The sequence below is a fragment of the Hominisplanchenecus murintestinalis genome (assembly GCF_943193015.1).
GTDB classification, from domain to species: Bacteria; Bacillota; Clostridia; order Lachnospirales; family Lachnospiraceae; genus Hominisplanchenecus_A; species Hominisplanchenecus_A murintestinalis.
The window spans coordinates 53,906-74,585 of sequence record NZ_CALPCM010000002.1 but is presented as its reverse complement, the minus strand read 5'-3'; the positions used below and the strand labels follow the sequence as shown (position 1 = coordinate 74,585).

General features: G+C 44.7%; 14 protein-coding genes. 13 read left to right on the top strand and 1 reads right to left on the bottom strand.

Translation table 11 applies throughout. The annotated features are described in order from the left end of the window. Window positions 1-10 precede the first annotated feature (10 nt). The 11 genes from rpmG to NFR99_RS01425 all read left to right on the top strand — a co-directional run bounded on the left by rpmG (window position 11) and on the right by NFR99_RS01425 (window position 10,494). The gene (gene rpmG / locus NFR99_RS01475) at window positions 11-160 is read left to right on the top strand and encodes a 50S ribosomal protein L33 (protein WP_120480866.1); all 150 of its coding nucleotides are present in this window, start codon (window positions 11-13) and stop codon (window positions 158-160) included. A 24-nt stretch (window positions 161-184) separates the two neighbouring features. Continuing rightward, window positions 185-391, top strand: coding sequence for a preprotein translocase subunit SecE (gene secE, locus NFR99_RS01470; protein WP_120480865.1), 207 nt, complete (start codon window positions 185-187; stop codon window positions 389-391). Window positions 392-407: 16 nt separating this feature from the next. Next, window positions 408-923 (top strand): transcription termination/antitermination protein NusG, encoded by a 516-nt coding sequence (gene nusG / locus NFR99_RS01465; protein WP_120480864.1) that lies wholly within the window; start codon window positions 408-410, stop codon window positions 921-923. Between the two features lie 85 nt (window positions 924-1,008). Continuing rightward, window positions 1,009-1,434 carry a 50S ribosomal protein L11 gene (gene rplK / locus NFR99_RS01460; RefSeq protein WP_135975458.1) on the top strand — a complete coding sequence of 142 codons (426 nt, stop codon included), beginning with the start codon at window positions 1,009-1,011 and terminating at the stop codon, window positions 1,432-1,434. A 55-nt stretch (window positions 1,435-1,489) separates the two neighbouring features. Next, window positions 1,490-2,182, top strand: coding sequence for a 50S ribosomal protein L1 (gene rplA, locus NFR99_RS01455; RefSeq protein ID WP_120480862.1), 693 nt, complete (start codon window positions 1,490-1,492; stop codon window positions 2,180-2,182). A gap of 274 nt (window positions 2,183-2,456) precedes the next feature. Next, window positions 2,457-2,612 (top strand): hypothetical protein, encoded by a 156-nt coding sequence (locus tag NFR99_RS01450; protein ID WP_251352354.1) that lies wholly within the window; start codon window positions 2,457-2,459, stop codon window positions 2,610-2,612. A gap of 94 nt (window positions 2,613-2,706) precedes the next feature. Continuing rightward, window positions 2,707-5,514 (top strand): hypothetical protein, encoded by a 2,808-nt coding sequence (locus tag NFR99_RS01445; protein WP_251352351.1) that lies wholly within the window; start codon window positions 2,707-2,709, stop codon window positions 5,512-5,514. A gap of 8 nt (window positions 5,515-5,522) precedes the next feature. Then, window positions 5,523-6,770: an SIR2 family protein gene (locus tag NFR99_RS01440; RefSeq protein ID WP_251352349.1), complete on the top strand. Its 1,248-nt coding sequence runs from the start codon at window positions 5,523-5,525 to the stop codon at window positions 6,768-6,770. A gap of 114 nt (window positions 6,771-6,884) precedes the next feature. Next, window positions 6,885-8,207, top strand: a complete 1,323-nt coding sequence (locus tag NFR99_RS01435; protein WP_251352348.1) for a pyrimidine-nucleoside phosphorylase — start codon at window positions 6,885-6,887, stop codon at window positions 8,205-8,207. A 22-nt stretch (window positions 8,208-8,229) separates the two neighbouring features. Further along, window positions 8,230-9,873 (top strand): putative manganese-dependent inorganic diphosphatase, encoded by a 1,644-nt coding sequence (locus NFR99_RS01430; RefSeq protein ID WP_120480860.1) that lies wholly within the window; start codon window positions 8,230-8,232, stop codon window positions 9,871-9,873. 39 nt (window positions 9,874-9,912) lie between these two features. After that, window positions 9,913-10,494: a flavin reductase family protein gene (locus NFR99_RS01425; protein WP_120480859.1), complete on the top strand. Its 582-nt coding sequence runs from the start codon at window positions 9,913-9,915 to the stop codon at window positions 10,492-10,494. A 46-nt stretch (window positions 10,495-10,540) separates the two neighbouring features. Here NFR99_RS01425 and NFR99_RS01420 read toward each other — a convergent pair whose 3' ends face one another. After that, on the bottom strand, window positions 10,541-11,743 hold the full coding sequence (locus NFR99_RS01420; RefSeq protein WP_120480858.1) for a DNA polymerase Y family protein: 1,203 nt from the start codon (window positions 11,741-11,743) through the stop codon (window positions 10,541-10,543). Between the two features lie 625 nt (window positions 11,744-12,368). On the opposite strand from NFR99_RS01420, the gene NFR99_RS01415 reads away from it, so the two are divergent. Both NFR99_RS01415 and NFR99_RS01410 read left to right on the top strand, forming a co-directional pair. Beyond that, on the top strand, window positions 12,369-16,622 hold the full coding sequence (locus NFR99_RS01415) for an alpha-L-fucosidase (protein WP_251352346.1): 4,254 nt from the start codon (window positions 12,369-12,371) through the stop codon (window positions 16,620-16,622). A 77-nt stretch (window positions 16,623-16,699) separates the two neighbouring features. Further along, window positions 16,700-20,584, top strand: coding sequence for an alpha-L-fucosidase (locus NFR99_RS01410; protein WP_251352344.1), 3,885 nt, complete (start codon window positions 16,700-16,702; stop codon window positions 20,582-20,584). Window positions 20,585-20,680: the final 96 nt, after the last annotated feature.

Below are 20,680 nucleotides of genomic sequence, written 5' to 3'. Positions count from 1 at the left end.
GGTGGAAGTTGTGCGCACTAGAATCACATTGGCATGTACGGAATGTAAACAGCGTAATTACAACACGACGAAGGATAAGAAGAATCATCCGGACAGAATGGAAACTAAGAAATATTGCAGATTCTGCAGGAAACACACAATGCACAAGGAGACGAAATAAGTCGACGGAAAGGAAAGTGACGAGATGGGAGAGACTGTAAAGACAGACAAAGCCCCTAAGAAAAGCTGGTCCGAAGGCCTCAAGGCCGAGTTCGACAAAATTGTATGGCCGGATCAGAAATCACTTGGAAAGCAGACAGTATCCGTAGTTGTGCTTTCAGTTGTACTTGGCGTCATTATCACGATTGTGGATTTTCTGGTACAGTATGGTGTAGATTTCATTGTTAAGTAAGGGCAAGGGTGATTATATGTCAGAAGCAAACTGGTATGTTGTCCATACCTATTCAGGGTATGAGAACAAGGTGAAGGCCAACATTGAGAAGACCATTGAGAACAGGCATCTGGAAGATCAGATTCTGGAAGTCAGGGTTCCGATGCAGGAAGTCATAGAAGTGAAAAACGGCGCCAAGAAGCAGGTTCAGAAGAAAATGTTTCCGGGTTACGTGCTTCTAAATATGATTATGAATGACGACACCTGGTACGTCGTAAGGAATACCAGAGGCGTTACCGGATTTGTTGGACCTGGATCTAAGCCGGTGCCACTTACCGAAGAGGAAATGAAGCCCCTCGGTATCCAGGATGCAGAACTGCATGTGGATTTCGCAGAGGGCGACACTGTGATGATTACCGGAGGTGTCTGGAAAGACACGGTAGGCGTCATTTGTGCTATGAATGACAGCAAGCAGATCGTTACGATTAATGTGGAGCTGTTTGGTCGTGAAACCCCGGTGGAAATCGGATTCACGGAAGTTAAAAAGATGTAACTATTTAAATTCCGGTAAGTGAATTCGCGGCTTATCGGAGCGTGGGAGGGAAACCCCCGACAATACCACATAGGAGGTGCCTAAAATGGCAAAAAAAGTAACAGGTTATATTAAATTACAGATTCCTGCTGGTAAGGCTACACCAGCTCCGCCAGTTGGTCCGGCTCTTGGACAGCATGGTGTGAATATCGTCCAGTTTACCAAGGAGTTCAATGCAAGAACCGCTGATAAGGGCGATTTGATTATCCCGGTAGTTATTACTGTTTACGCAGACAGGAGCTTCAGCTTTATCACAAAGACTCCGCCTGCAGCAGTCCTGCTGAAGAAGGCGTGCAACCTGAAATCAGGTTCAGGCGTTCCGAATAAGACAAAAGTAGCTACGATTTCGAAAGACAAGATTAGAGAAATCGCTGAAATGAAGATGCCGGATTTGAACGCTGGAAGCGTTGAAGCGGCTATGAGCATGATTGCAGGTACTGCAAGAAGCATGGGTATCGTTGTTGAAGAGTAAACGGAGATAAAGTGGGAGGGTCATTCCCGCAAACACCACCAGGAGGTTATTTAATATGAAAAGAGGAAAGAAATATGTAGAGGCTGCAAAAGCGATTGACCGCACAGCGCTCTATGATCCAGCAGAAGCTATTGCTTTAGCGAAGAAGGTAGCAGTAGCGAAATTTGATGAGACAATCGAAGCTCATATCAGAACAGGCTGTGACGGACGTCACGCAGACCAGCAGATTCGTGGTGCGGTAGTGCTTCCGCACGGAACAGGTAAAAAAGTCCGCGTCCTGGTATTCGCAAAGAATGCAAAGGCTGACGAGGCTCTTGCAGCAGGCGCAGAGTACGTAGGCGGAGAGGAACTGATTCCGAAGATTCAGAACGAAAACTGGTTTGAGTTTGACGTTGTAGTAGCTACACCGGATATGATGGGTGTTGTAGGACGTCTGGGACGTGTACTCGGACCGAAAGGTTTAATGCCGAACCCGAAAGCCGGAACGGTTACTATGGATGTGACAAAGGCAGTTCAGGATATCAAAGCCGGTAAGATTGAGTATCGTTTGGACAAAACAAATATCATTCACGTGCCAATCGGAAAAGCTTCTTTCACAGAGGAGCAGTTAGCGGACAACTTCCAGACGCTTATGGGCGCTATCGTAAAGGCTAAGCCGAGCGCTTTGAAAGGCCAGTATCTGAAGAGCGTGACTATCGCTCCGACAATGGGACCTGGCATCAAATTAAATACGGCGAAGTTTATGTAATTCATGAGGAAAATGGGGATGCGTATAACCGTGAAATCGGTAAGCACCCCCTTTTTGCCTTATAACAGTACTTTCTGGCTCTAATACTTTTATATTTTTTTGATAAGGGAGATGACTCTTATTGAAATTTTGTGTAAAATTTTGACGTTTATCGTTGTAAGAAAAGAAGGGTTGTGCTATACTGAAAAACAGAAATAGATTTACTGAGCTATCAGAGTATAAGGACAGCTTTTTTTTATATAATAATTAGGGGCAGAAATATAGGAGGTGTACGATGGCAAAAAAAGAGCCAGCGATTAAAAATAGGAAAGTAAAGGCTTGTAATGTGGCAAATTTAATTGACCCGAAAAGAGACTTAAAACTTTCATTAAATAAATGTAGTGAAAAGACAAAATTTAGGAGTTCGTTGTTTGACATGTTAGTGGGATGACAGGTTTGCGAGATAAAAGAGATTCTGCGTATACGATATAGTATATGCAGAATCTTTTCGGCTTTTTCAGTGCTATTTTGAGGAGGATGTTCGTATGGGCGGAAAAGAAAATACGTTTAAAGGGTTGACAATCACGCTGAAGAAAAGGAAATTAAGTATTAATAAAGGGGATTTAAGCCATTTGTCAGATGCTCTTGATGAGCAGTATTTGGTATGGGGGCATTTTGATGAGATGACGCTTAAGTACATTGATACATGGTTAAAATGGGCGCCTTACCATACAGAAACAATTTCTTTAAAAGATGAATATGTGGATAAATATAACATAAAAGCGTATTTTCCGGAATTTGCAAAAAGGAACGCATATCAGAGTCAGGGGTTTGACTATGAAGTCTGGAATCCCCATAATAAGGACTATCCTTTTGTTGTGACATCTGTGATCAATATTTCAGATGAGTATGCCAGAAATATTATGAAAAATGAAGAACGTATCTGTAATGCATTTTCAAGGCTTATTTTGGAATGTGTGGAAGAAGGAAATCTTGAAAACCGATGGAGTGATATGCATTGTGCTTTTTTTCCTACAATTGGTTTTTCAGATTTTGTTTTGATGTTCAAAACAGCAGAATTGAATGCGGTATTGGATATTATTGAGATATTGAAGCAGAAAAAGGTTGGGAAGATTCCGTGCCTTTCAAATGCATACACTATGATTGGATTTCGTAACAGGGGAATGGAAAAGCTGACAGAAGAAGCAGTTGGCGGAATTAAGCTTGCTATTCGTTTCGGATTGAAGGATGGGGTTTCCTGTAAATATTTTAATGCATATTTTGAATCGCTCATGAAAGATAAAGTGGAGAAAAACTATGGAGTATTAGGTGACGCAGATTTTATGATTGTGTCTAATATGGAGCTTAAACAGGCATTACCGTTATATTTTGATGATGAGGAACCGGGGGTATTTCACCCGTCTCATGATATTTTTAAATATTATATCCGCAGTATGCAGTCAGAGATACGAGCCCATGTCCCCAGTGGATATTTAGATGACGATGCTCTGTATAAAGGCAGAGAAGATAAGAACATTGAGGAATATAGAGAAGAGTTCCTTAAACTCGTAGATGAACTTAGTTATTTTATGTTGGAAAACCGAATCCCGGGCAGAATTGTCTATAGCCTTCAGATTATTATGAAGCGTTTTTTACAGCTCATACAATCAAGACATTGCTTCGACATGGAAAGTATTGTTGGAAGGGCTTTTAGAAATTTTGAAAAATGTATAGAGCAGAATATAGGCGAAATTAATATATTGGATGACGATGAGAAACATTCCAATATACAGGAAATGCTCGAAGCAATGAACATGTTCAGGGAAAAGATTGGCGATTATTTGGCAGATATGCAGAGATCGGACAGCCTGTTTTTGGAAGGGCGCTCTCTTTCGCACCCATCTATAGGTTCGGCAACAAAATTGCTGTTTTTTTATAATGGTTTTATAGATAGGGTAAAAGAGTATTTATGTCCATTAGAAACAGATAAATATAGTTTTGTAGTTACAAGTGGAGGAACGGATCAGACGCAGGCGATAGATTTGTTTTCGCACTTGGATCCAACGGTTGAAAATACACATTTTGTTATATTGATGACAGTGCCAGAGTCCAGCCTGTATGATGTAAAGAGCAGCTTATTTAATGTATTGCATGAGACATTACATTTTTGCGGAGAACGTGAAAGGGAAAAACGATTTCAATTTGTTGTCAAAGCCGTTTGTGAATATACAGCAGTTGCTTTTGGCGACTTTTTTGAACGTAATCAAATAATGTTTTTTAATTGTATCTTGTCTGGTCTAAAGCCATATATGAATTTAAAAACACGAGAAGTGTTAGCGAGAGAATTGTCGACTGTTTTTAGTATCAAAACAAATGGCCTAAAAGAGAAATTACAGAGATTGATACAGAAGCGTATATATGAATGCCTGAAAAATAAAAGTGACAATTATGCCTTTTATTATGGGAGAAATGTTTATGCAAATTTATATGAGATTTTAGAGAAAGAGATATTTTATCCTGAGGTGAAGAAAGAAAGGTTAGAGTATGATATTTATGCGTACTTTGTTGACTATAGGTCAGAATTGGTGGAAGAGATACATTGTTTGTTGAGAAAATATAATATTTTGTATTCAAATGTTAAACTTATTGTTAGAGAGGCAAAAGAAGATGGAACGAAGATTCAGAAAGAAAGAGGCTTCAATGTAGATCTGGATATGGGTATGGTTCGTTCTGTCATTAATTTATATTTTGGCAGAGATGTTCGAAATGCAGGAAGTGGAATTTTTATTGATGAAGAAGATGAGAATATTAATCTCAGCGACTTGTTGGAAGTTTTGCGTTACCTTTTTAAAGAATGCTATGCTGACTGTATGTCGGGGAAAATCTTGTCTGCGCCAGAGGAGCAATTTATATTTAGTTTCCTGACAGAAGCGCGAAATGAAAGAGATGCTTTTCCGACGGGCACTTTAAACAGTTTGCGCATGATAATAGATTTTAAGTATTTATATGCTATTGAAAACAGTATACCGGAGTGTGTAAGACAGCGGTTAGATTTATATGCTAAGAAATCAGCAATGCAGAGAGAGGGCTATATTGAAATTAATAAAACGGTTGATTGGATGCAAAAAATTATTAATATAAAAGGAAAAGAGGAACGGATATTTGCACTTGTAAATCCGGTTCTGGAGTATTTGGAGGAGTGCAGAGTAAAATGGGACGAAATTGGTGTAATGGAAAATCTTCAGGAGCTGAAACGGTTAAATACCTATTCTAATATGGAAACGCCGGAGAATATATACGATTTTTTGCATTATACTGCCGATAACTGGACTGCTTATGCGAAAGAATCATAGGGGGAGATATGCTTAAGACAGAAGAGATTTTTGGAAAAAAGATTGCTGAGATGAATAAAGAGAATTTAGAAAAACTGAAAGAACGGGTTGGTTTTGATAAAGTCAACTGGGTGTTAGGCGCTGGAATTAGTAAAAGCGCAGGGGTTCCGCTTTGGGGAGAGTGTCTGTTGCGGATGTGGGCAAGAACCTTGTTTCTGGAAAGAAATTTTGACAGTGATCCGTCCATAGGAAAAGAGTTTCGGAGCACTTTAGAAGAGATAAAAAAAGAGATGAAACATCCGGAAATATTTCTTGAAAAAATTAATCAAACGATTATAGGGACAAGTAGTAATCAGATATTAACGGGAGTTAGTACGTTGGAAGCGGCAGAGTATATTCAAAACTTTGTGGCAGAAACAATTAGTTGGGGAAATCATGGGAAAGAGTATTTACAGGATTTGGCTTTTGCCGGTTTAGTAAAAGATTCTTTGAAGATTGATAAAACTCCCGATGAAATTTGGGAAAAAATGAAGGATCAGGTTTTGGGGGTTTTGGCGGCTTATTTTATGGGGCAGATAAAAAAGAATAGGGAAGTTACCGTTATTAGCTATAATTTTGACGATCTTTTGGAGTTTGCTTTAGAAAGAGTGGGATTAGAACAAGAAAAATGTCATATTAAGAATCCCGGAACAAAGAATGTTCTGGAAGGGAAAAAGGGAGTACATATTTATCATCCACACGGAACAGTTTCGGTAATTCCGAATTCGTTGTCAGAGGAATCACAAAAGCTTGTGCTGGCCGAAAGTAACTATGAGCGTTTGGAACAAAAAGCATATCTTTGGGAAAATTCCATACAGGCAAAAGTACTTCATGATAAGTCATGTGTTTTTTTAGGCTTTTCAGGTGAAGACTATAATTTCAGGCGTATTATTAAAAATATGGAGAGGGATGGCGAACGGCAGGATATTAAGCACTATTTGTTTTTGTCGATACAGTCATTTGTAAAAAAGATGTTTCATGATGTGGTTAACAAAAAACTTCTTGGAGATACAGCAAGAACAGAAAAGGAACGTGAAGAATTTTTAAGCCATATTGAGAAAAAAGAGTATGATAATACGTTAAGGGAAATATTGCATGACGAGAGTATGATTTATGAAAGAATGTTGATTGTTAAAAAGTTATATGCGCAGTATCTATACTGGGAGCGTTACAATATTATTCCGATTTGGACGACCCGTGAAGAACTTCCCCAAATGGTTCAGGAAATTCTTTCTTGATTGTATGGATGATAAGTCCTGAGGGTCAGGGGTATATGAGAAAGGCTTGACTTTAAAGGGAAGTGTTTATTACAATAAGAAAAAGGGTATTTGACAGTAGGGGGCTGCAGGTTTATGAGAATGTATGATATTATCATGAAAAAACGCAATGGCGGTGTCTTGACGGAAGAGGAGCTGCGCTTTGCAGTGAACGGATATGTGTCTGGGGAAATTCCGGATTACCAGATTTCCGCATTGCTGATGGCTGTCTGGTTTCAGGGAATGAATGATACGGAAACGGCTGTTTTGACGGACGCTATGGCGAAGTCGGGGGATATGGTGGATTTGTCGCCGATTGAGGGCGTTAAAGTGGATAAGCATTCTACCGGGGGCGTGGGGGATAAGACGACTCTGGTGGTGGCTCCTCTGGCGGCAGCCTGCGGGGTGAAGGTAGCAAAGATGTCGGGCCGGGGGCTGGGGCATACCGGGGGGACTGTAGATAAGCTGGAGTCGATTCCCGGGCTGCGCACGGCATTTGGGCAGCAGGAATTTTTTGATATCGTGAACCGGACGGGCATTTGCGTGGCTGGGCAGTCGGGAAACTTGGCGCCTGCTGATAAAAAGCTGTACGCGCTGCGGGATGTGACGGCGACAGTGGACAGCATTCCCCTGATTGCGTCGTCCATTATGAGTAAAAAACTGGCGGCGGGCAGCGACTGTATCCTGCTGGATGTAAAAACGGGGAGCGGCGCTTTTATGAAGAGCCTGGAAGATTCCATAGCCCTGGCGGAAAAAATGGTAGCCATCGGCGAGCACGCAGGGAGAAAGACGGCCGCGCTTATCACGAATATGGATATCCCGTTGGGGAATTATATCGGAAATTCCCTGGAAGTTATTGAAGCGGCGGAAACACTGAAGGGAAAGGGGCCGGAGGACTTGACGGAAGTGTGCCTGAGCCTGGCGGCAAATATGCTTTATCTGGCAGGAAGGGGAAGTATGGGAGAGTGCATGGCGCAGGTACAGGCGGCGCTCCGGGATGGTTCTGCTCTGGAGAAGCTGGTGGAGATGGCAGAAGCACAGGGAGGAGACGGCCGTGTAATTCGCGATACCTCTCTTTTCCCCCGGGCGCCTTATGAGTATCAGGTACGCGCTTCATGCGAGGGCTGGATTACGCGTATGGATACAGAGGTGGTGGGGATTTCGTCTGCGCTTCTGGGAGCGGGGCGTACAGCGAAAGAGGATAGTGTTGATTACAGCGCGGGTATCATATTGAAGAAAAAGACAGGGGATTATGTCCGGGAGGGCGAAGCGCTGGCAGTACTTTTGGCATCGGAGAAGACACTGTTTGGCGAGTCAGAAAAAGTATTTATGGGGGCGTTGGAATTTTCCGGGCAGAAACCGGAACGGGAACCATTGATTTTTGCGAGGGTGGAAAAAGAAAAGATTGCGAGATTTTGATAAAAGCAGGAAGGAAGTTTATATGCAGGACAAAAAGATTTATGTGATGGGGCATAAAAATCCCGATACAGATTCTATCTGTTCCGCGATTGCCTATGCAGACTTTAAGAACCGGACGGAGGAGAGGATGTTCGTGGCGAAGCGCGCGGGAGTCATCAGCGACGAGACGCAGTACGTACTGAATCGCTTTGGAATGGAGGTTCCCGGATATGTAGCGAATGTGGGCTCCAGAGTGAGCGACATGGATATCCGCCGGATACAGGGGGTAGACGGAAATATTTCCCTGAAAAAAGCGTGGACGCTGATGCGGAATGAGAATGTGAATACGCTGCCGATTACTACAGAGGACGACAGCCTGGAAGGTTTGATTACAATCAGCACGATTGCGGAATCTTACATGGATGTGTATGACAGTTCCATTCTGTCTACGGCTAAGACACAGTATAAAAATATTATAGAAACGCTGGACGGAAGCCTGGTGACCGGGAATGAACATGCATATTTTTTGAAAGGGAAGGTGTTGGTGGCAGCGGCGAACCCGGATTTGATGGAGAATTACATTGAGCAGGATGATTTGGTGATTTTGGGAAACCGCTACGAGTCTCAGCTCTGTGCGATAGAAATGCAGGCGGCATGCATCATTGTATGTGAGGGCGCTCCCGTATCGAAAACTATCCGGAGACTGGCAGGCGATAAGGGATGTACGATTATCAGCACGCCTCACGATACGTATACGGCGGCAAGGCTGGTGAACCAGAGTATGCCTGTAAAATATTTTATGAAACGGAAAGATTTGTCCTTTTTTGAACTGGATGATTACACCGATGTTATCAAAGAGGTTATGGCGAAGAAAAGAAACAGGGATTTCCCGATTCTGGATGAGAATGGGAAATATGTGGGCATGGTATCCCGCCGGAATTTGCTGGGAATCAAGCGCCGGGAGATTATACTGGTTGACCATAATGAGGTGTCCCAGGCAGTGGACAATATTGAGAGCGCGGACATTCTGGAGATTATCGACCACCACAGGCTGGGTTCTCTGGAAACTATGGCTCCGGTGTATTTCAGGAATCAGCCGGTGGGATGTACGGCAACCATCATATATCAGATTTATCAGGAAAAAGGGCTGGAAATCCCACCGAATATCGCAGGGCTTTTATGCGCGGCGATTATTTCTGATACACTGATGTTCCGATCGCCAACCTGTACAGCGGTGGATAAGAATGCGGCAGAGAGGCTGGCAGAGATTGCCGGAATTAACTGTGAAGAATTTGCGGCAGAGATGTTTGCGGCGGGAAGCAAACTGAAAGGAAAGCAGCCGGAAGAAATTTTTTACAGGGACTTTAAAAGGTTTGATTTGCATGATGCGGATTTTGGGGTAGGACAGATTACCTCAATGAGTCCGGGGGAACTGGCGGAGATTAAGACGCAGCTTCTTGCCTTTATGGAGAAAACTCTGGGAAGGCACGGCGAGTCTATGCTGTTCTTTATGCTGACGGATATCATTCATGAAAGCACGGAACTTTTATGCTATGGAGGGGACAGTGAGAAACTTGTGAGGGAAGCATTTGGAAGAGAGCCTGTGAACGGCTCGGTGACGCTGCCGGGAGTAGTGTCCAGGAAGAAACAGCTGATTCCGGCGTTTATGGATGTGCTCCAGCAGTAAAAGGCAGCGTATCCGCGGAAAGATAACAGGAGGTTAACAATGAAGAAGGAAACCTGGAAGGCAGGAAATATGGTTTATCCGCTTCCGGCGGTAATGGTAAGCTGCGGCAGGCGGGGGGAGCGTCCCAATATCCTGACTGTAGCATGGACGGGTACGGTGTGTACGAATCCTGCTATGGTGTATATTTCCGTGCGCCCGGAGAGATATTCTTATGATATTATCCGAGAGACGGGGGAGTTTGTGATAAACCTGACGACCGGGAAGCTGGCGAGGGCTGCCGACTATTGCGGCGTCCGTTCCGGAAGGGATGTGGATAAATTTCAGGAGATGCATCTGACCCCGGCGCCTGCAGAACACCTGGCAGCCCCGCTGATTGGGGAAAGCCCGGTAAATATCGAGTGCCGTGTGACAGAAGTGAAAGAACTCGGCTCTCATCATATGTTTCTGGCGGAGGTGCTGTGTGTGCATGTGGATTCTTCGTATATGGATGAGAAAGGCAAGTTTGGGCTGAACCGGACGGGGCTGATGGCGTATTCTCATGGGGAATATCTGGAACTTGGGAAAAAGATAGGGACATTTGGCTATTCGGTGAAGAAAAATAGCCGCAAGTCCCGGAGGTGACGGTCTGCCCTGCGGGAAAGGTATGCGTAAGGCAGGAAAGAATATATCAGGTGCGGGGAGGCTTCAGGGAGCTTCCCCGCATCACTGCGTCCTTGCCGAATTTTTGCCGGATGGAGTCAAGAGCGGCGTCCAGCCGTTTTTCTTTTTCTGTTTTCGGGTTTTCTAAATCAAAAATGGAAAGCTGTATGGGCGTGTCGTCGGGAATTAATTTTGACGCGCGGATTCCAAGCAGCCGGATGGGGGCGCCGTCCCAGAGGCTGTCAAACAGGCGGCGGGAGATACGGTAAATGCCTTCGCAGGTGTTTATGGGGGAATCAGCGGGCATCTGGTGGGAGACTCTCTGGAACGTGCTGTATTTGATTTCTACACATATATTTCCGGCGAGCTGTCTGGCTTTGCGCAGGCGTGAGGAGACACTTTCGGACAGTTCCAGAAGTACAGCGTAGGCTTCTGCGGCAGTGACGGCATCCTGAGGAAGAGTGGTAGAGTTTCCTATGCCTTTTGCTTCGGCTGGAAGAGGATTTACAGGGGTTTCATCTAAACCGTTAGCATATTCCCAGAGAATGCGTCCGTGGCTTTTCAGATGGGACTCCAGCAGCAGGACGTCGGCAGCTGCCAGTTCGCCGATGGTGCGTATGCCCAGCTTATGCAGCGTGTCTACAGAGGAGCGCCCGGCCATAAACAGCTCGTCTACAGGAAGCGGCCACATTTTTCGGGAGATTTCTTCCGGAAAGAGCGTATGTGCTTTGTTGGGTTTTTCAAAGTCAGAGGCCATTTTTGCGAGAAGTTTATTGGAGGATATGCCGATGTTCACAGTAAAGCCAAGGCGCCGGTATATTTCGTTCTTAAATTCTTCTGCGGCAGCTGCGGGGGAGGGATAGAGGTGGGAAATTCCTGTAAAGTCCAGATAGCATTCGTCAATACTGACCTGCTCAATATCAGGAGTCAGGGAGTGCAGGAAGTCCATAAGCCGGCGGCTGTACTCTGAATACAATTGATGGTTTGGAGGGACTATGGTAAGCTCCGGGCATTTTTTGCGGGCGGACATGACAGGCTCTCCAGTGCGTATGCCGAAAGCCTTTGCGGGAATAGACTTTGCGAGAACAACTCCGCGGCGGCAGCGTTCATCCCCGCCGATGACGGCGGGAATATCCCGCAGGTCAGAGCCTGAGCCTGTCCGCAGGTTTTCAACAGAAGTCCAGCTGAGATAAGCGCTGTTCACATCAACATGAAAAATAATACGGTTCATAGGAGTTCCTTTCCAGGGAAGATTTCCTTTTACAATTTTTTGTCATAGGATAAGTATAGAGGATAGCGGGGAAAAAGTAAATTGTTGAAAAAGTATGAATAGAATGTAAAATTAAGCGATTAATACAAAAGATAAAATATTGATATAAAAATATTTTTGAAAAAATATAAAAATAGTATTGACAAACAAGGGCAGGGGTGATATGATAAGTACAACAACAAAACAAGTACTTAAAAAGTAAATATCACTCAAAAGAGACGAGAAATCTTTTGGAAAAGAAAAAATTAAGGAAAAGTTTTGTTGAAGATATAAATAGTAAATAAAAGGAGGCTCAGTCCAATGGACACAGTAGAAATCCAAACAAAAAAGTGATGGGACATTCAGTAATGATGTTCCATCACTTTTTTGTTATATGACAGATGCGCAGTTATTTGGAATCGGCCTGGTTAAAAGTTTATTATGGAGGAACTTCGTGAAAAACCCCAAGAAACTGACAAAAGATTGTGTAAAAACACAGAAAGCAGTATTTACTAAAATAAAAGTTTGTGATAAAGTTATAATAGATATGCAAAATTTTGACGTACTTTTTATGCAACCTTAATATTGAGGGATAAAGGAGGATTTTATGAAGGTAAGATTAAAGAAAGCAGGAATTCTTTTGCTGGCGGCTTCCGTCATGTTCGGGACAAAAGGAGAACTTTTGGCAGTCCAGTCGGCAGACACAGGGACAGCAGAACTGGTGGATGGAAATACGGCTGCACCGGAGCCCTGGGGAGCGCTGCCTAGCCAGAACCAGTATGAGTACCAGAAAGAAGAACTGGCGGCATTTTGCCATTTTGGCCCGAATACGTATTCAGGGTATGAGTGGGGGTTTAATCAGGGAACGCAGACGTGGCTGTATGAAGGAATTGAACCCGCGGAACTTCTGCCGCTGGAAAATGACTTTGATGCGGAAACGCTGGTAAAAACGCTGCAGGAGGCAGGATTTAAGAAGCTGATTGTGACGGCAAAGCACCATGACGGATTCTGTATCTGGAACAGCCAGTGGACAGATTATGATATGGCAAGCACAAACTATAAAGATGGAGAAGGGGACATTTTGGCTGAGATTTCGGCGGCATGTACAAAATACGATATGAATATGGGACTGTACCTCTCTCCGTGGGATGTGGCGTCGCCGAGTTATGGATATTTTGATGCAGATGGAAACAGCCTTTGTGATTGGAATGGAAGTGGAAAAGGAACACCGAAGAACGGAATGAGCTGGGAGGAGATGGAGGCAGCTGACGCGGAAGACTATAATGTATATTATGATAATCAGCTTCGGGAAATCCTCAGCAACCCTAAGTATGGAAATAATGGACGTTTTGTGGAAGTCTGGATGGACGGAGCGAAAGGAGACAGATCCAAGTATCAGGAATATGATTTCGTAAAGTGGTTTACCACAATTCAGGAGTGCCAGGGCAAGGCGGCAGGTTATGAGGACGATTGTCTTTTATTTGGTGCACAGGCATATACGACAGTACGTTGGATTGGTAATGAATTAGGGCTGGCAAATGAAGAAACCTGGTCAAAATCCCGTGCAGATAAAAATGCTAACAGCACCGGAGGAACGATAGACAACGGTTCAAGCGGCGGCTATACAAAAGGCTTTTCAGATGGAAACCAGTGGACTGTACCGGAGGCAGATGCACGTATTACAAGCGGATGGTTCTGGGGAGATAATAAAAAGACCCCGAAATCCCTCAGTGAACTTTCGAACATGTATTTTAATTCGGTAGGGCACAATGCAACGCTGCTGTTAAATATCCCTCCAAATCCGGAAGGAAAAGTTGATCAGGCGATTCTTGACAGGGTGGCAGAGTTTGGAGAGAATATTAAAGAGAGCTTTGATAATAATCTGGCGGAGGGAGCTGCGGTAACGGCAACAGAGGTCAGAGGAAATGATGTTAAATTTTCCCCAGCAAACGTCATAGATGGAGATGATGATACTTACTGGACTATGAATGACGGAAGCACCACGGGAAGCCTGACGTTGGATTTGGGAGGAACAAAGCGGTTTGATCTGGTAACGATTGAAGAAGCTATTCAGCTTGGCCAGAGAATCAACAGTTTTACGGTGGAATACCAGACAGAAGGCAGCAGTGAATGGCAGGAATTTGCATCCGGAACTACTATTGGGGCGAAGAGAATCTGCAGGAACCGGGAAGTAAAAGCAAATAAAATCAGGATAAACATTACGGGAACTGCAGCTGCTGAGGCGGTGCCTCTGATTAGCGAAGTAGGCATTTACCAGGCGTCGGAAGCGTTTGCATTAGGGACAGGGATTCCGGATGAACTGGATGTGATTAGTGTTACGGATACAGATATAAGCGATGGAGCAGGATTTACTTATTCAGGCTGGACGGCAGAGACAGGAAGCCATTTTCTTGGTGGAAACAGCATGTATGCGGGCGCGGGAAAGGAGGCGACCCTGAACTTTACCGGGAGTAAGGTGTGGCTGTATGGAACAAAGGATTCCGGACACGGCGCTGCAAATATTGAAATTGACGGAGAACAGGTAGCTGTTATGAATACGGCAGCAGGCAGCAGGTCAACAGGTCAGATGATTTACGAGTCTGAGGATTTAGAAGATGGTTCCCATACGCTCAAGATTACCAATACAGGCACAGTCGGACTGGATGCGGCGGTAGTGCTGAATAACGGCGGAAAGGGAATGCTGCAGTTTGAGACGAGAACATATGAGGTGGAAGAAGATACGGTTACAGATATTGTTGTAAAACGTATCGGGGGAAGCCGGGGAACGGTTTCGGTGGTTTATGAGAACAATCCGGGTTCTGCAGTTCAAGGTCATTATGATGTCAATGGCATAAGCGGAACACTCGTTTTTGCAGACGGAGAAAAAGAAAAATCATTTCCTGTAAGGACTACACGTGATAAAAGTGTTACGGGAGACCTTTATTTTACGGTAGACCTGACGGAAACAGAGGGTGCGGCATTAGGGTTTAATACATCTATGAAAATTACTATTCATGATGCAGATGATCCGCAAAGACTGGAAAAAGCAAAAGATATTCTGGAAGAGGCTTTGGGAACCGATTATGGACAGTATGTCAGTGCAGTTGAACAGGAGAGCACACAGGATATCATAGAGGAAGTGCAGAAGATTATCCAGAGATTGAAGGCATATATAAACGCAGGAGATAAAGTTCCCGTCCATGCTGTTGTTGAGACGGCGAACCGGCTAGAAGAGGCAAGGGCAAAGCTGATCATGCGGGAAGCCTATACAGAGGAAGAACCTTTTATTCTTCCGACAGGTGAAGAGGTGAAGACAGCGGAAGCAGAGGCGTGGATTTTGGACGCTTCCAATGCACCATCTGGGAAGCATATACGTATTACGGATGATACAACAGCGAGCAATGGGAAAAAGGTAAGTTGGTTTGCGCGCGGAAATGAGGTTATTTTGCCATTTGATGCGCCTAAGGCAGGAATATATAAGGTAACAATGACGTATCAGAGCGGAAGGGCACAGGACAATAAAAATGCGCTTAGTTGGGGAGGAACAAATGTAAATACCGGAACGGTGGAAGTTTTTGGGCCAAATGCAGACACATACAAAACAGAAGAATTTAATATTGAGGTAATGCAGGAAGGAGCGGGCAGACTGGTACTCACGGTACCGGATTCCGGTACAAATCCGGAAGGACCCACGATGGATAAATTTCAATTTGAATGTGTAGATAAAACGGTTGAAGAGATACCGGTGACGGGAATTTCCTTTGAAGGAATGCAGGAAACAGAACTGACGGCCGATATGCCATATCTGTTGCTGGTTCCGCAGTTAGAGCCATATAATGCGACCGGAAAAATTATTTTTGAAAGTTCAGATCCGGCAGTGGCTGAAGTTACGGAAGATGGGCTGGTAACGGCATCTGCAGACGGGAGTGTGGTAATAACCGTGAGAACAGAGGACGGTTTACAGAAAGTACAGATTCCGTTGACGGTAAAAGGCGTCCGTTGGAAAGAGGTAACGGAACTTGCACTGAATGTGAAAGAGGCTACGCTTACGAAACAAAATCCAAAGCTTCAGCTAAAGGCAGTAATTACTCCTTCAGATGCAATGTATAAGGATGTAAGCTTCGAAAGTTCAAACCCATCTGTAGCATCTGTAGATGAGAACGGACTGGTAACGGCGGTGTCAGACGGGGAGGCTGTCATTACGGCAACGGCCGTCTATGATAGAAAGCAGGCGAGGTGTAAGGTTACTGTAAAATTGAACGCCTCGGATGAGCCGGGTAAGAACCCGCCGGGAAATAGCGGTAATCCGGGAAAAGACCAGAACGGAAAGCCGGGGGCAGTTACAGGAGTTAAGACAGCGCCGGATATTTCGTCTATTAAAGTTTCATGGAATAAAGTGGAGAAGGCTGATAGTTATATTGTGACGGTTTATCAGGGGAAAAAGCTTTTAAAGAGTTATCCGGTTACCGGAAACAGCCTGAAAATCAGTAAGCTGAAAAAGCTGACGCCGTATTCTGTTAAAGTAGCGGCTGTAAATAAAGCGGGACAGGGAGCGGATTCAGCGCTTGTCAAGACAGGGACATGTCCTAAGAAAACAAAGATTACTACTGTTAAGCAGACGCAGCCAAAGAAAGCGAAAGTGACGTTTAAAAAAGTAAAGAAAGCCAAAGGCTATGCGGTTTTCTGCAAGGCAGGGAAAGGCAGCTATAAGAGGGTTGGCGTAACAAAGAAAACAACATTCGTTGTGAAAAAGCTGAAAAAGGGCAAAAAATACAGCTTCCAGGTAAAAGCATTTATCAAAAACGGAAAAACATTTGTGTATGGAAAAGCTTCCAAAGCAAAGACTCTTAAAGTGAAATAGTAAAATAAATAATGCGGCAGGCTGTCCAAGGGAAAGGTATCGGTCTGCCGCACTATATAAAAAGAAGGAGGACATTTATGAAGAAAGGAGCAAGGCGGTATGCGGCGCTGGCATTATCTGCAATGTTGGCAGTTTCCGGCATGGGCAATCTGCAGAAAGCAGAAGCAGCCGGCGTCAGGATGGTAAGAGACGGGGATCTTCAGAATGTGGAAGTGGAAGCCCCGGAAGCCTGGGGCGCGACACCGAACGCGGAGCAATTGCATTATATGAAATCCGGTCTGGCTGTTTTCTGCCATTTCGGGCCAAATACGTATAACAATATAGAATGGGGCGAAAATTATGGTACCCGTGAGCCGAGTGATATTTTTGGGCTGCGGGAGGGATTTGATGCAGAAGGGCTCGTGAAGGCGGTAAAAGAAGCAGGGTTTAGCCGTATTATCCTCACGGCAAAGCATCACGATGGCCTTTGTCTGTGGGACACAGAAACCACAACCTACAATATTTGTGAGGCAGGGTATCAGGGAGATATCCTTGAGGAGCTTTCCGACGCGTGTACTAAGTATAATCTGGATATGGGATGCTACCTGTCTCCGTGGGATATCCATGAAGATAAATACGGGTGTTTTGGCGACAACAATAATAGAGAAAATACAGGAGGGTATACGGACTACAATAAGCTTTATATCGACAGCATAAAGGAAATATGCACAGCGAAGAAGGAGGACGGAAGCTATAAATATGGAAACAGGAATCCGAACAGACGCTCCGACGCGTTTGTAGAGTGGTGGATGGACGGCGCACAAGGAAATGCAAATAATGAGCAGACATTTGATTGGAAAGGGATTCTGGGAGAAATCCGCAAATGGAATCCCAGCTGTCAGGTATTCGGAACACATGCGGCGATAAACGGAAAAAATGGGAAGGAAGATATTGCCCTTGCTTCCACCGGAGGCATTCATTGGATTGGGAATGAAGAAGGGAAGGCGTCGACTACAACATGGGCAAAGGTTACAGCGGGGGAGAGTTATGAGAATACGACTCTGTTTCCAAGGCCGCAGGGTGCGATTGAAGGAAAACCGGACGGAGATCAGTGGTCTGTGCCGGAGGTAGATGCGCGTATACTTAGCGGATGGTTCTGGACAGACGGGGCGAATGAAAATACGCTCAAATCTGAGAGAAGGCTGGCACAGATGTATTTTGAGTCTGTAGGGCGCGGCGCTGCATTCCTGCTTAATATGTCGCCAAATAAAACAGGCGCAGTTTCAGAAGAGCAGTTAAACAGATTTAAGCAGTTAGGTGAAAATATTAAAGGCACATTCGCCAATGATTTCACGAAAGCAGAAGGCGTAACGGCGTCTGCTACATCGGTATGGGGGAATGCAAAAGCATATTCTCCGGCAAATGTACTGGATGAAATACCGGACGGGCAGGAATATGATGAAACCTACTGGGCGCCCGCGGAAGGAGAGACTACAGGAAGCCTGGAAATCGATTTGGGACAGGCGAGAGTTTTTGACGTAGTGTCTATAGAAGAGTACATTCAGAAAGGGCAGACGATTTCCTCTTTTTCGGTAGAATATAAGGATACAGAAGGGGAATGGCAGCTTTTTGACGAGAGCGCTACGGTTTCTTCAAAGCGTTTGTGCAGAACTGTGCCGGTAGAAGGCACGGCGGTACGTATCAATATTAAATCTGCGTATTCTACGCCGATGATTAATAATGTAGGCGTATTCAAGGCAGTGAGAGGTTTTGAACTGGACAGCGCAGCAATAAAAGTTCCTTCAAATTTAAGAGAGCTTCCGATTCAGGATTTTACACTCGATAGCTCATGGTCATATCAGGATGCGGAGATGAATGCCGGAGCGTCAAAGGAAGAAGCTGGATCGGCGTGGTCAAATGCGAATAAAAATGGTGTGGCGTCTTTTACATTCACAGGAACCCAGGCATGGATTTTCGGAAAGAAAGATCCGGGACATGGGACGGCAGATATCAAGATTGATGGAAAAGCGGCAGGTATCATGGATACATGGGCGTCTGCGAAGTCAGTGGGGGCATGTCTTTATGTTACTCCGGAACTGGAATACGGGGAACATACGGTTGAGATAACGTGTACAAAGGATGCTATTGGATTGTCGAAGGTGCAGTATGCAGACGGCACCGGAATATTCGATATAAAACAAAAGAAATATGGCCTGGTGTATGGGGCAACCATAGAAGTTGAGATTATCAGGCAGGGCGGCTCTAAAGGAGAAGCAACGATTCATTACATTACGGAGTCGGCAAGCGCGGAACAGGGAGTGAATTATGAACACACAGCAGGGAGCGTAACTTTTGCAGATGGAGAGACAGTGAAGAAGGTTACACTCACGGCATATGATAAAAACGGAAGTCCGGCGCATGATGACAGGATCGTTGATGGAAAAGATTTCTATTTCATTCTTTTGAGCGGTTCGCAAGGGGCGGGTATAAGCACAGAGCCGAGCGCAAATGTGGTTCTTTATAACGCTGACAGTGAGCGGATTTTGGAAGAATGTGAATCTATAAACTTAGATACTTATAAGAGACAGACCGTGGCAGAGTTTGAAAAAGCATTGGCGGCGCTGAAAGAGTGCAGAGCGGACAGCGCGTCTACACCGGAAGCTTTAAGGACAGCCGCAAAGAACCTGATGGATGCGAAGAATGCCCTGGAAAAAGAAGACGGGAATTATACGGCAGATAATCCATTTAACTTCCCGAGCAGAAGCGATACATTAAAGACAGTGGAAGCGGAAGCTTTTGAGCTGGATTTTTCGAAAGTTTCAGCAGAGGCTGATAGAGTGCGCGTTGCCGAGACAGAGGATGGCATAGTTGTTGAAAACTTTAAAAACGGAAACAGGATAAAGCTTCCGTTTTATGCGGCGAAGAGAGGAATCTATACGGTAACCGCTTTTTATAGAAGTGACAGGACAGAGGATAATCCCCACACTTTAAACTGGGGCGGTACAAATGTGAGGGACGGAAGCCTGGATGTATACGGTGAGACAGGCGTAGCAGAGAACCTTGCGGCAGAGATTACTGTAAAAGTTATAGCTCAGGGAAATGGCGAGCTGATTTTTACGGCAGATGAGAAAGACAGCCCTGTGATTGATAAATTCAGGATAAAGTATGCGGGCGAAGACCCGGAAGTGGCAGCTCAGGAAAAAGCCCTGGAAAATCTCGATATTGCTGTAAATCGTGCGAAGGCGTTCATCGATGCAGGGAAAGGGAACTATACGGAAACATCCTGGAAGGCTTTTACAGATGCGTATCATAAAGCGGCCAAAAGGGATCCGAATGCATCAGTGGAAACGATAGAAGCGCTTCAGAAAGCTCTTGAAGAGGCACAGAAAGCGCTTAAACCGGAAACAGCTTCCCCGGCTCCAAAACCAACGCCGGCAGTTACAGCTCTGCGTGCACCGGCAGGCGTGAAAGCAGTGAGTACAAGCACCGGGGATGTGAAAGTAACTTTTCAGGCATCTGCCAACGCAGCTTCTTATGAGATTTACCGCAGGATAGGGAATGGCGCAGCAAAGAAGATTGGCACAGTGACAAAGCTTTCTTATGTAGATCACAAGCCGGCAGGAGGAAAAAAGTCTACCTATACGGTAGTGGCCGTTTCATCGGGGGCAGTTTACAAAAATAGCGCGGAAAGCGCAGGTGCAAGCATAACGCTTCCCAAAGCGGTAACGAAGCTCAAGGCAAAGGCGGCAGGGAAGAATGTGAAGATTAGCTTTAAGAAAGTAAAAGGAGCAAAGAATTATATTATTTACCGCGCGTCGCAGAAAAATGGCAAATATAAAAAAGTCAAGATGTTAAAAGCAAAACAGACAACTTTTGTAGATAAGAAAGCGAAGAAAGGAAATAATTTCTACAAAGTAGTTGTGAAAAAGGGAAAAGTTTACAGTCCGGCGAGCAAAGTGCGCAGTGTGAAAATAAAGAAATAAACGGCAGACAGCAGGCGCCGTGGCAGATAGAAAAAAATTCGTCTGCCGCGGCGTTTTGCTGTGTTGCCCTTTTTGCTCTGGAAGGCAGGTTATTCT

Bases quoted from the DNA above. Each gene is read 5' to 3' on its own strand.
- NFR99_RS01440 (WP_251352349.1), top strand. From the start codon at position 5,523: ATGCTTAAGACAGAAGAGATTTTTGGAAAAAAGATTGCTGAGATGAAT.
- NFR99_RS01445 (WP_251352351.1), top strand. From the start codon at position 2,707: ATGGGCGGAAAAGAAAATACGTTTAAAGGGTTGACAATCACGCTGAAG.
- NFR99_RS01435 (WP_251352348.1), top strand. From the start codon at position 6,885: ATGAGAATGTATGATATTATCATGAAAAAACGCAATGGCGGTGTCTTG.
- NFR99_RS01420 (WP_120480858.1), bottom strand. From the start codon at position 11,743: ATGAACCGTATTATTTTTCATGTTGATGTGAACAGCGCTTATCTCAGC.
- NFR99_RS01430 (WP_120480860.1), top strand. From the start codon at position 8,230: ATGCAGGACAAAAAGATTTATGTGATGGGGCATAAAAATCCCGATACA.
- NFR99_RS01415 (WP_251352346.1), top strand. From the start codon at position 12,369: ATGAAGGTAAGATTAAAGAAAGCAGGAATTCTTTTGCTGGCGGCTTCC.
- nusG (WP_120480864.1), top strand. From the start codon at position 408: ATGTCAGAAGCAAACTGGTATGTTGTCCATACCTATTCAGGGTATGAG.
- secE (WP_120480865.1), top strand. From the start codon at position 185: ATGGGAGAGACTGTAAAGACAGACAAAGCCCCTAAGAAAAGCTGGTCC.
- rplK (WP_135975458.1), top strand. From the start codon at position 1,009: ATGGCAAAAAAAGTAACAGGTTATATTAAATTACAGATTCCTGCTGGT.
- NFR99_RS01425 (WP_120480859.1), top strand. From the start codon at position 9,913: ATGAAGAAGGAAACCTGGAAGGCAGGAAATATGGTTTATCCGCTTCCG.
- NFR99_RS01450 (WP_251352354.1), top strand. From the start codon at position 2,457: ATGGCAAAAAAAGAGCCAGCGATTAAAAATAGGAAAGTAAAGGCTTGT.
- NFR99_RS01410 (WP_251352344.1), top strand. From the start codon at position 16,700: ATGAAGAAAGGAGCAAGGCGGTATGCGGCGCTGGCATTATCTGCAATG.
- rplA (WP_120480862.1), top strand. From the start codon at position 1,490: ATGAAAAGAGGAAAGAAATATGTAGAGGCTGCAAAAGCGATTGACCGC.